Genomic DNA, 11,360 nt, shown 5'->3' on the forward strand with positions numbered 1-11,360 from the left:
TGTACCTATCATGATCTGATTTATAGCAGAAGTGCATAAATCGGCAGTATTTTCCGGAATGTAACCTTGAATTGCGGATTTGCAAGGTACAGATGGTAGATAGATTGGGAGATAAAGATATACTGTAATTACACTGAAAAACAGAAAGGGGATGTAAGTTATGACATTTGCTGAAAAATTACAGAAATTAAGAAAACAGAACGGATTATCACAGGAGCGGCTAGCAGAAAAACTGAATGTTTCCAGACAGGCTGTTTCCAAGTGGGAAATGGGGACGATTCCTGATATGGAAAATATGGTCAAATTAGGAAGATATTTTGACTGTTCGTTGGATTATCTTATGAAGGACGAGGTTGATACCGATAACGATCAGGACACAAATAATCACAATATGGATAGGAAAAATAGTAATGGTAGTATTATTGAAAGGTGTATCTCCATAACGTGTATCATGATAGGTGGGATATTTGCTTTCTTGATGCCGTTATTTGCAAAATGGTATCAAGCATTTGAATTTAGAAATTATAATGAGTGTTTTACAAATTCGTCAGATTATATTTTACGGTTCCCTTTGGTTTGCATTTTAATAATAGCTGTTTTATTATTGGGTGCTGGAATGGTGTTTCTCTATCATTCTATTCGGAAACATTGAAATTTAGCTATTGGACAAATTCATATACAAAAAATGAAAAAAGAATTACTTCGGTAGTTCTTTTTTTCATATCTAAAACAAGATCAGGAGGTTAGAACAAATGCTAAAATTATTCAGAAAGGACTCACTGACTCCACAGACGCAACACATTTACAAAGTTCCATTGTGTATCCAGGATACGATACCAATCTATCGAATATCAGAAAACGGTATCTTTGAACTGGAGAGTCCAACAAACAAAGACGGAGTGAAAAAGAAGATTCACCAGTTTGACAGGATGTATCTGTTTGAGGATATTAACTTTTCCACACAGGATGAGCAAGAAAAAGAAGAAACCGGCAAGCGATTTGAAACGCTGCTTCGGTCAATGAATGTCAGCTACAAGGTGATTGTATCCAATCATTATGCCGACAATGGAAGGTTGCGGGAAGAAATTCTGCAGAAGGCAGTCAGCAAAGAAATGGAGCCTTTGGCGAAAGAATACCACAAGCTGATTGAAAAGCGATTGCAGGAAGGGCGGGGAGGACTTTTGCAATCCAAGTATTTCATTGTCAGCTGCAGAAAGCCGGATTATGAAAGTGCCAGAAATTATTTTAACACCATAGAATTTTCCATTCAGCAGTTATTTCACCGATTGGGGAGTTGCCTGATACCGTTAGATGCCACGGAACGCTTGCGAGCATTACATAGTTATTATCGCATGGGTGGCTTGCCTGTGTGAATGGAGCAGAGCCGGGAATGGGACTTATCCGGTTTGGCGATAAGATTGTTCCGTTTGATAATACGATGGAAAAAGACAGTAGTCTGTATCAGTTATTTAATACCAATTTCCATGAGATGGTCAATAAAAAAATAACAGGCAAACAGGGAAAAAATAAGGAAAAATAAGGGCAGATGAATTGACGTGAATGACAGCTTTTGAAATCCTTTCGATTTTCATCGGCATATTAACATTGTTATGTGCCTTTGGTAGTCTTGTTATAGCGTTGCTTGCCTTTCTCAATAAGAGAAACAAGCGAAAATAAAAATGCCTATCCTGTCGGCAAACAGGATAGGCGGTGTCCGTAAGGACATTTAAAAACCATCTGGGAGCATCCACTTTGGAGTGGGTACTTTCCTTTTCTAATATCAATATATCATATTTCCCCAAAACATTCAACAGAAAAATCAAAAGCATACATACAGCCCACTGAATATAATTGGAGGTGGCAGCGAATGGATCATCTTGATAAAGAGGTCATTGAATCATTAAGTGAACCGGCAAAGCGTGTGTTCGAAAGTCTGGATTATCGTTCCAAACAGCGAATGTTAAAGAAAGCCAGAGAAATGGCTAAGACAGAAAAAATGAAACGGCGGAAAAAGAGCCGGTTCAAGAAAAAAGGTTTTTTTGTCATATAAAGATATGACGGCAGTATAAAGATTTGGGTTATCACAATCCCATAATTTCGGTTGTTTTATTGTGATTGTCACAGTAGAAGTTTGTTTTTCGTCAGATGCAATGGTATTGATTGGAGCATCTGAGGTTGTCACAAGCTTTTCGTTATTGTCATAAAGTGCAACCTGCGCAGCCATATTATCAACGGAAACAGTTGAATTATTCTGTATGGTTAAGTCAAAATCAGCCGAAGCAGAATCATAATTAGTGTCAATCAGCAGACACTAATTATTAGGATTTGAAAAAAGTGACAAGCTCAAAGCAGATGATAATAATATGGCACTGGTTTTTTTGATAAGAGTTTTTAGTCGCATAATAATACCTCCAAATGAATAAAATATGAAGTTAATAAGTTGGTTTGAGAATTGAAACTATAATTATAGTAATCAAATAACACTGTTTCGGTATTCCAGCGGGGTTAAGTGTTCAAATTGTTTAAATTTTTTGCAAAAATAGCTGGTGTTTTGAAAACCACATTTTTCTCCAATCTCTTTAATAGAAAGATTACTGTATAACAACATTGAACATGCAAGTTCGATACGTACCTGATTTATATATTCAGTTGGATGTATACCCAGTGTTTTTTTAAATATTCTACAAACATGTTGAGGTGATACAGCTAATACTTTGCATAAATCACTTATAGAAATTGGGTGTACACAATGTATCTTGATGTACTCTTGTAAAGTACGCATTTGTTGTTCATAAGGTGTGTTATTAAATTCTGTTGAATTATACAACATAGTCTGGTATATAAATTCTATAATAAATGGATAAACAGAACCGGCAGCCAGTACATTTCCTGTTTTAGGGTGTTTAATAAGTTCCATACGGATTTGGTTTAATATACGATCAAGTTCTGATTCGTCATGTAATGTAAAGACTCCTCCGTTTTCTAAATTATATTTATGGTAAAGAGGTGTCAGGCTGTTTCCACCGGGTACCATCCAGCGAATATCCCACACATCCCCATCCGGATAATAACAATGTGGTTTTTTTGCTGGAATAAAAAAAGCGGAACCTTCCGGCAATTCATATTTATGATCATTTATTTCTAGCCATCCTGAACCGGTGCAATTATAGAAAAACTGGTCGTAGTCATAGCCATTGGGCCGTTCAATGCGTGGCTGCAATTCATGTAAACCAATACTTACAACGTAAAATGGTAAATCTGTAACTCCTTCAGTAGATGGATACATATAATACCAGAGCATTTTTAATCCTCCTGTAATATTGTCGCGACTATAAATATTTTAACATGTGTATGTTTTGTGTACAATATGAATTGCAATGTGATGTTCAAATTGTTCTATTGTATTCGTATTACGACAGATAAATTTGTTTAAAGGGATTTATTTTGATAAATAAAAGGACGCTAAATTGAGAGCGTCCTTTCGTTGTGTTCATATAAATAATCGTTAGCTTGTATAACGGTATATTTCTGGTGTAGTGCAAACATAATATAGGCATCTCTTTTGACGCGGGGATATAGTGTACCCACGTTGCCATAGTAGAGTAAATGGTTTGTTTCATCGACGGTCAATGGAAAACCGAAAGCAATTTTTAAAAGTATGTCTCTGCTTGGATGTTTTTTACCCTGAAAAATCTGGTAACCATAAGTTGTGTCAAGCTGTGCATTAGAAATTACATTGATTTTAGAAATATTATGTATTTCAAGCATACGTTTTAAATATTCTGCTAAGGTAATCTCGTCGATAGAATCCTTTTTGTCTTCTGACCAATTTTCAAGTGAATCAGAAGCTGTGATTTCATTTTTTAATTCTTCAGTTGATTGTTTCATTGTTTCCTCGTTTCATATTATTAGTCTTTGATATTAAAGGTGAGTAGTGTGTACCTATTCGAGTCAATTATCTGCGATACAGTATTGTAATAAATCTGCAATTTAATATTTGCATTGTTTCCAAATTCTTTAAAGAAAGACTTCTTAAAAGTAATGTATGAATTAGTTTTATCTATACTGTAATATTTTGAACTTAATGTTTTGCCTGAATCGTTAAATTTAATCTTGGTGACCTTGCGTCCGTATCCGTTTGTCAATGACAGCGTTATATTTTTAGGATTTTTGTACGAATAGTCAATGCAGGCAGGTGATATTGCGAAAAGATTAAAAGGTTTTGTAACTTTGCTGAGTTCTTTTATAGCCCTAATCTTAACGGTAATATATGCGTTGTCACAGTCAAGAATAATTTTATATGTATGATTTGTCTGCAATGCGTCTAAAAATTTGTCAGATATATTTACAATGTGATTATCTTTAAGTGACCAATATTTTGCGGGAATAAGATAGGTATAACCGTTGGAAATATCTTCAAGATAAACATTTTGAAGTTTATATGTATCCAATAATCCACATCCGACATTGACAGGTGTAAGTGACGGATTGGTTTTCAAATAAAAAATAATAAATTCAACAGATTCCTGAGTGTCTGCAAAATATGAATCAAGATGATATACTGCTTTGTTTGAAAGTTCTACGGCAACCGGATTGGAGAGCTTCGGAGTTGAAGCTGCTTTTGGTGTAGAAGTTGCTTTAGGTGCACTTTTCGTGTTTTTTTTATTTGTTGCAGTTTTATTCTGTGTGGTATTTTTTTTGCTGTTGCTGTCAGCATTTTTTTTGCTTTTAACTGTATTAGTTGGATTAGCTGCACTGCTTATTGTTGGGACAGCTGATTTTTGTGGCTTAATGCTTTTGGCTTTTTTCTTTTTTGTATTATTTTTAGTTATTTTTGTTGCTTTTGCTATTTTTTTGACAGGATTTTTCTTTGTATCATTGTCAGCAGTTTCAGAAACGGAAACATTTTCAGGTTTTACGGGTGTTTCGGTTTGTGCAGCGTCAACATCAGATGCCGGTTCAGAAACAGGTGTGTTTGCAACAATGTGCTTTGCACCGTTAGCTTTATCATTTGGCTTTAATGATATGATGAGACTTCCGATAAGACAGCATAATGCGAGTGCCGCAACGCTGCATGAAGCTACAAGTTTTTTTGTGCGGTTATTGTAATTTGTTAATGCACGTTTTAATTCATCAATATTCTGGTATCTTGCAGAAGGATTAAACATAGTGCATTTTTCAATAATATTAATTAGCTTTTTGGAAGATTTATGCGCAGAATTGCAAAGTTCGTCTGCATTTAAAGTTAATTCAGATGAATTTTTCGGAAACTGTCTGCCCGAAAATAATTCATACATAACAGCACCTATGGAATAAATGTCGCTTCGTGCATCCGTCTGTGAATAACCGTAATGCTCAGGTGAGGCAAATCCGGAGGTGCCGAGATGACATGTATCAGTATCTGCAGTATCATTATATTTTCTGGCTGCATCAAAATCTATAATTTTAACTGTGCCGTCAGTTGATACAAGAATATTTGACGGTTTTAAATCTTTATGAATAATAGGCGGATTTTGTGTGTGCAGTGTTTTAATGCCATCGCACACCTGTGAAATGAGACTGATGATTTCAGGCTCTGATAATTGTTTATCTTTGATATAGGAATCAAGGGGCATACCTGAAATGTATTCTTCGACAATAGTGGTAATATCGCCGTTTGTTTCACAGGATAAAATATTAGGAATGTGAATATTTTTTATGGATGCAACAGAATTTAAAACATCTGTATTTGCGTTGGAAATTTCTTTTACAACAACAATAGTGTCTGAATTTTTTAAATTTGCCAACCATACCTTGTTATAAGTTTTTTCCGAAATAAGTGATATTTTTTCATATGATACCATGTGCTTCTCCTCCTAGATGCGTGTCTATTTATAGTATAGCAGATGTGGCATAAAATTGGAATTAGAAAAAAGGCATTAAACATTAGTCAGATAACAATTTTTTTGATAAGGTACGTTAAAATGCGAAAACGGGAAGTTAATAGGAGAAAATGCGACATTTTTGTGGATTTTTATATTATAGCGTGATATACTAATAGAGTAAGGTTTATTGAAAAAAATTATTAAATAAAGGAAGAAAGGGTAAAGGGTATGAAAAAATCACTTGCGAATAAATTAAGTTTATTTTTCTCAGGCGTTGTTTTGGTGACATGTCTGATTTTAGTTGGAATTACAGTATTGATTTTTGGAAACATTCGGGAGAGAATGGAAAATGTTTTATATGAGAACACTTTAGAATCATATAAAACAGAAGTTAAATCAGAGGTTCAGTCTGCAATAAGTTCTGTGGAATATTATTATAATCTTAGTGAAGATGGTAAGATTGACGAAGATACTGCGAAAAAAGATGCGTTGGAAACATTGCGCAATCTAAGATATGGAGATGATTCTTCAGGATATTTCTGGGTTGACGATACCGATTATAATCTTGTTATGCATCCAATTCTGCCGGAGCAGGAGGGAACAAACAGATATGACCTTACAGATAAAAACGGAGTAAAAATAATTCAGTCTATCATGAAAACTGCCGATGAGGGTGGAGGATTTAATGAATTTTATTTTACTAAATCGGATGGAAAGACGGTAGCACCAAAGGTTGCTTACAGCCAGAAGTTTGATAAGTGGAACTGGGTTATTACGACAGGAATTTATTCAGACGATATACAGGGGATTGTTCAGAAATCCACAGGTTTGAATAGAATTATAAAGATATTCAGCGGTTCTACAAGTTTTCTGATAGTAGTTACTGTTGTACTTGTAGTTTTGATGCTCGTTGTATCATACATAATTGTAAGACAGCTTGTAGGAGTTATCGAGAGGGTGCGCGGTAAACTTGAGTCAGTTGCATCAGGTGATTTGTCAAGCACTCTGGATGGCAAAGTTGTTTCAAGGTCAGATGAATTGGGACAGATGGTGGCACATACCAATCTTGCCATCAAATCATTTAGAGACAGTATTTCCAAGGCAAAAGAGACAGCCGGAACAGTACAAAACAACAGTACAGATATAAAGGGAAAGACAGAAACAGCGTTGACGGCTACTTCTCAGGTTGCAAAAGCTATTGAACATGTTGCAACAGACGTTACAACTCAGGTCGATTTACTTTCTGAAATTGCAAACAATGTTGAGGTTATGTCAGGTGACGGTAAAGAAATGAACTTGAGTGTAAACAATGTAAGTGAGTATGTGGAACAGCTCAATGTCTCAAGTAATGAGATGAAAGAAAAAGTTGAGCTTATGAGCAAGGGAAGTGCCGAAATGACAGAACAGATTTCCGGAATAGCAACAAAGATAAATGAGACAAATGAATCTATTAAACATATGACTCAGATATTGAATGTTATTGAAGAAATAGCTGTTCAAACAAACCTTTTATCTCTCAATGCAAGCATAGAAGCAGCAAGAGCAGGAGAGGCAGGACATGGATTTGCCGTGGTTGCAGGAAATATAAAGACACTTGCCGAGAATACATCAGCAGAGCTTAACAACATTAAAGATATTATTGATTCATTGACTACCGATTTTGAGGAATGCCACAGAGATATTGATAATGTTGTAGGAAGTAATGAAGAAAATGCATCATATACAAAACAGGTTATTGAACAGTTTGATAAAGTATTCAGTGGAATATCATTTACAAACGAAAAGCTTGTTGACATAAATCGCATAACAAAGAACATGACAGAAACTGTCAACGATATATCTGACAAAGTGCGCAACATAGAAAAAGGAACTGAGAGTACGGCTGCATCTACAGAAGAGGTGACAGCATCATCACAGGAACTTGAAGCACTTATGACAGGAGTTGCACAGAGTTGTGATGAGATGGCACAGCAGGCAGAGGGACTTGTCGGAGATATGAGCAGATTTATTGTCTAAGATTTATTGCTTAAATTGAAAAGTTTATCTGTAAACAGCAGAATAAATATGAATAATTAAAACAAAAAATATGATAAAAATGTGACTGTATATTTTGAAAAAAGCTGATATGCAGTCATTTTTTACTTTATTTATATATTTTTATGGCATAGGACAATATATTTTGATATAATCAAAGCAAATTTATATTTTTTAGTTGTTTATGTATAAAAATAACTTACATAGAAATGAATTATTTGTTTAAAAGCAGATTGATAAGGGGAATGGAGCCATATGAAAAAAATCAATAAGAGACAGTATATTGCGACGTTGATAGTATGTTTTTGTGCGATTGCAATTTTATCATTTTGTACAATTCAGGCATTTTATAAAAAGGCTGTGGATGATACGCTTTCGGTGGGAGAAAGTGCATTAAAGCAACAGAAAGAGCAGATGGATGCATATTTGTCGAGAGGAATGGATGCAGTTGAACTTACGGCTATTACCGTAGAATATATGCTGCGTGAAAATTACAGTGGGGATGATATTTTAGACTTTCTGACACAGGAGTCAAAATATTACAAGAGGGATGTAGATAAAAGTTTTACGGGAATTTATGGACTTTTCAATGGAGAATATCTTGACGGAATAGGCTGGCAGCCTGAAAAAGATTATGTGCCGCAGGATAGAGAGTGGTATAAAGCGGCTGTTGCCGCAAACGGCGAGCCTACATTTGTACAGCCGTATCTTGATGCGCAGACAGGGACTATTATGGTTTCTATAAGCCAGCTTCTGGAGGACAAGGAGAGTGTTATATCTTTAGATATAGAACTTGGAACTCTTCAGGAAGAGACAGAAGCCATAAAACTTAATGGTCACGGTTATGGATTTGTGTGTGATAAGACCGGACTTGTCGTTACACATTCAAATAATAAAAGCATTGGCAAAGATTATTCAAAAGGTGAAATGGCACCTATTTATAATAAAGTAAAATCAGGCAAAGAGCAGACTTTTACATACAATATGAAGAGCGGAAAAGTTACGGTATTTTCTGCCCCGATTATGGGTGAGTGGTATGCTGTTATGATTGTAAATAATGACAAGCTGTATCAAAAAACAAGCAGACTTATTATGTATGATGTATCGCTGAGTATAGCGCTTTACATAATAATTGTTGTTTTTTGTACGATGTCAAGAAAAATTACAATGCGCACATTAAATGAACTTGATGCGACAAATAACCAGCTTATTGAGATAAATGACAGTGTAATGCAGGCACTTGCAAAAACAATTGATGCGAAAGATAAATACACAAAAGGTCATTCAGAGAGAGTGGCAAAGTATAGCAGGGAAATCTCGGCGCGAATGGGCAAGTCGAAGAAAGAACAGGATGAGATATACAGGGTAGCATTACTTCATGATATGGGAAAGATAAGGATACCTGATGCAATAATAAACAAGCCGGGAAAACTTACAGAGCAGGAGTTTTCAATGATAAAACTTCATCCGGTCACAGGTTACCATATTTTAAAAGGAATACGAAGATTTAAGGACTTGGGTATTGGTGCAAAATATCATCATGAACATTATGACGGAACAGGATATCCAAGCGGATTAAAAGGCGAAAATATACCTGAGATTGCACGAATAATAGCAGTGGCAGACAGCTACGATGCAATGGCATCAAACAGAAGTTACAGAAATGCTTTGCCGCAGGAGGTTGTCCGTGGAGAAATTGAAAAGGGAAAAGGAACACAATTTGACCCTGAAATTGCAGATATTATGCTTCAGATGATTGACGAAGATAAAAACTATGACATGAAGCAGACTGATGAATTGAAGCGGACAATACTTGTTGTAGATGACCAGAAAATGAACCTTATGCTGGTGAAGGGAATATGTAAAGACGAGCCTATGTATGAGATACTTACGGCACAAAGCGGAAAAGAGGCAATCGAAATAGTTAAAGAAAAAGAAATTGACCTTTTGCTGCTTGACATTGAAATGCCTGAGATGGACGGTTTTGATACATTATCACAGATACGCGGATTCTCAGATGTCAAAGCAGCCTTTATAACAGCAACACGAGATTATGATACAATAGAGAAAGCACGGGAAATGGGTGTAGAAGATTATATCACAAAGCCATTTCTGCCGGCAGTATTTTTGGAAACAATACATGGCATAATTGAGTGATAACAGGTGATAGTCATTGATAATTGTGGAATGATTCGATAATAGAAGAGCAACTTGATAATCGAGGATTAGTTTGATAATCAGGGGATGGATGTAATAAATAAGAGCGTGTGAAAAGAGAAAAGTATTATTCACACGCTCTTTGTGATTTTTATTTTAATTTCCCATTTTTATTAAAACTTAAATTATAAGGTTTACAGAAGCTGTTCATTTTTGATATAATGCGTTTTTTTGCGGCTCCTTTAGCCGGGGTAGGCTGATAATTGTTTATGTTGTTTGAAGATGAAACTTTGCAAGGAATAATTTTTACATCTTTAGTTTTCTTTAACTTTTTGTTCTTAAAAGTAAAAGTCTGCTGAAAAATCATAGTATCCTTATCGGCAGGATTGGTGTTTCCACCAAAACAGAAATTGGCAAGGCTGTAGACAATGTAAGCACCCTTGTATTTTTCTATACCCTGTAAAGTGTGAGGGTGATGTCCAAGTACAAGATTTGCACCATGTTGAACCGCATAATGGGCAATGCTTTTCTGTACATCATTTATCGAACTTGTCTTTTCAATGCCTGCGTGCATACTTACAATGATGAGATTGACTTTTTTCTTTTTGAGTTTTTGAATACCTTTTTTTATGTAATATTCACTTGATGAAACACCCTCAAGACCGTTGACAGCAATCATACCGATTTTTTTGCCCTTAGTTTTATAAACAGAAACTTTACCGTAAGAAGCATAAGGCATTTTATTCTTTTTAAAAACAGAAATAGTATCCTGATAGCTGCCCTCACCGTAATCACGGCAGTGGTTATTTGCAAAAGAAACAGCATCAACATTTCCTTTTTGCAAAATCTTTAAATATGAAGGATTTCCTTTGAAAGCAAAAGTTTTTTGAGCTCGGGTATTCCTTTTAGTCAAAGTACCCTCAAAATTGACAATAGTCAAATCATCATTTTTAAACATCTTTTTTACATTCTTAAAGAAGTAAGAAGCATTTTTTTTCTCGTTATATTTTGCATAGAAATTTACGCTGGACGGTGACTTGTAGTCAGAGCCGAGCGTACAATCACCGGCAGCACTGATAGTAATTTTTGTGATATTGCTTTTCTTATTAGCAGCAGTTGGCTTTTTAGTTGAAGTTGGCTTTTTAGTAGTAGTTGGTTTTTTAGTGGTGTCAGGCTTTTTAGTAGCAGCCGGTTCTTTTGTCGTAACAGGAACCTGTAGAAATTTCAGAATTGGAAACAACCGAAAATAATGACTTATCGAAATCGTCAGAAAGTATTACAGTAGATGAAAGTATTGCAGAGGAT

Annotated in this window: 11 protein-coding genes and 1 pseudogene; 7 read left to right on the forward strand and 5 right to left on the reverse strand. The window is 35.3% G+C overall.

Annotation, left to right across the window (positions count from 1 at the left end; translation table 11 throughout):
- Nucleotides 1-160: 160 nt before the first annotated feature.
- From ACZLXV_RS05875 to ACZLXV_RS05895, 5 genes are all read left to right on the forward strand, one after another.
- Nucleotides 161-652: a helix-turn-helix domain-containing protein gene (locus ACZLXV_RS05875; protein WP_482382790.1), complete on the forward strand. Its 492-nt coding sequence runs from the start codon at nt 161-163 to the stop codon at nt 650-652.
- A gap of 100 nt (nt 653-752) precedes the next feature.
- Nucleotides 753-1,373 carry a hypothetical protein gene (locus ACZLXV_RS05880; RefSeq protein ID WP_482382791.1) on the forward strand — a complete coding sequence of 207 codons (621 nt, stop codon included), beginning with the start codon at nt 753-755 and terminating at the stop codon, nt 1,371-1,373.
- Nucleotides 1,370-1,540, forward strand: a complete 171-nt coding sequence (locus tag ACZLXV_RS05885) for a hypothetical protein (protein WP_482382792.1) — start codon at nt 1,370-1,372, stop codon at nt 1,538-1,540. The genes ACZLXV_RS05880 and ACZLXV_RS05885 overlap by 4 nt, the downstream gene beginning before the upstream one ends.
- A gap of 20 nt (nt 1,541-1,560) precedes the next feature.
- Nucleotides 1,561-1,677, forward strand: a complete 117-nt coding sequence (locus tag ACZLXV_RS05890; RefSeq protein WP_371818814.1) for a putative holin-like toxin — start codon at nt 1,561-1,563, stop codon at nt 1,675-1,677.
- A 190-nt stretch (nt 1,678-1,867) separates the two neighbouring features.
- Nucleotides 1,868-2,050 (forward strand): hypothetical protein, encoded by a 183-nt coding sequence (locus ACZLXV_RS05895; RefSeq protein ID WP_022223439.1) that lies wholly within the window; start codon nt 1,868-1,870, stop codon nt 2,048-2,050.
- A 45-nt stretch (nt 2,051-2,095) separates the two neighbouring features.
- Here ACZLXV_RS05895 and ACZLXV_RS05900 read toward each other — a convergent pair.
- From ACZLXV_RS05900 to ACZLXV_RS05915, 4 genes and pseudogenes are all read right to left on the reverse strand, one after another.
- A pseudogene (locus ACZLXV_RS05900) lies at nt 2,096-2,308 on the reverse strand (hypothetical protein); the annotation flags it as partial.
- 165 nt (nt 2,309-2,473) lie between these two features.
- Nucleotides 2,474-3,301 carry a helix-turn-helix transcriptional regulator gene (locus ACZLXV_RS05905; protein WP_482382793.1) on the reverse strand — a complete coding sequence of 276 codons (828 nt, stop codon included), beginning with the start codon at nt 3,299-3,301 and terminating at the stop codon, nt 2,474-2,476.
- A gap of 161 nt (nt 3,302-3,462) precedes the next feature.
- Nucleotides 3,463-3,888 carry a transcriptional regulator gene (locus tag ACZLXV_RS05910; RefSeq protein WP_022223437.1) on the reverse strand — a complete coding sequence of 142 codons (426 nt, stop codon included), beginning with the start codon at nt 3,886-3,888 and terminating at the stop codon, nt 3,463-3,465.
- 20 nt (nt 3,889-3,908) lie between these two features.
- Nucleotides 3,909-5,843 carry a serine/threonine-protein kinase gene (locus ACZLXV_RS05915; RefSeq protein ID WP_482382794.1) on the reverse strand — a complete coding sequence of 645 codons (1,935 nt, stop codon included), beginning with the start codon at nt 5,841-5,843 and terminating at the stop codon, nt 3,909-3,911.
- Between the two features lie 249 nt (nt 5,844-6,092).
- Here ACZLXV_RS05915 and ACZLXV_RS05920 point away from each other — a divergent pair, with 249 nt between their 5' ends.
- Nucleotides 6,093-7,880, forward strand: a complete 1,788-nt coding sequence (locus tag ACZLXV_RS05920; RefSeq protein ID WP_022223434.1) for a methyl-accepting chemotaxis protein — start codon at nt 6,093-6,095, stop codon at nt 7,878-7,880.
- A gap of 273 nt (nt 7,881-8,153) precedes the next feature.
- On the forward strand, nt 8,154-10,055 hold the full coding sequence (locus tag ACZLXV_RS05925) for an HD domain-containing phosphohydrolase (RefSeq protein WP_482382795.1): 1,902 nt from the start codon (nt 8,154-8,156) through the stop codon (nt 10,053-10,055).
- Nucleotides 10,056-10,206: 151 nt separating this feature from the next.
- Here ACZLXV_RS05925 and ACZLXV_RS05930 read toward each other — a convergent pair whose 3' ends face one another.
- Nucleotides 10,207-11,295 carry a CapA family protein gene (locus tag ACZLXV_RS05930; protein WP_482382796.1) on the reverse strand — a complete coding sequence of 363 codons (1,089 nt, stop codon included), beginning with the start codon at nt 11,293-11,295 and terminating at the stop codon, nt 10,207-10,209.
- Between the last annotated feature and the right edge of the window lie 65 nt (nt 11,296-11,360).

It is taken from the genome of Butyribacter sp., assembly GCF_056818865.1.

Coding starts and splice junctions, on each gene's coding strand:
- ACZLXV_RS05875 (WP_482382790.1), top strand. CDS start 161: ATGACATTTGCTGAAAAATTACAGAAATTAAGAAAACAGAACGGATTA.
- ACZLXV_RS05880 (WP_482382791.1), top strand. CDS start 753: ATGCTAAAATTATTCAGAAAGGACTCACTGACTCCACAGACGCAACAC.
- ACZLXV_RS05890 (WP_371818814.1), top strand. CDS start 1,561: ATGACAGCTTTTGAAATCCTTTCGATTTTCATCGGCATATTAACATTG.
- ACZLXV_RS05895 (WP_022223439.1), top strand. CDS start 1,868: ATGGATCATCTTGATAAAGAGGTCATTGAATCATTAAGTGAACCGGCA.
- ACZLXV_RS05905 (WP_482382793.1), bottom strand. CDS start 3,301: ATGCTCTGGTATTATATGTATCCATCTACTGAAGGAGTTACAGATTTA.
- ACZLXV_RS05910 (WP_022223437.1), bottom strand. CDS start 3,888: ATGAAACAATCAACTGAAGAATTAAAAAATGAAATCACAGCTTCTGAT.
- ACZLXV_RS05915 (WP_482382794.1), bottom strand. CDS start 5,843: ATGGTATCATATGAAAAAATATCACTTATTTCGGAAAAAACTTATAAC.
- ACZLXV_RS05920 (WP_022223434.1), top strand. CDS start 6,093: ATGAAAAAATCACTTGCGAATAAATTAAGTTTATTTTTCTCAGGCGTT.
- ACZLXV_RS05925 (WP_482382795.1), top strand. CDS start 8,154: ATGAAAAAAATCAATAAGAGACAGTATATTGCGACGTTGATAGTATGT.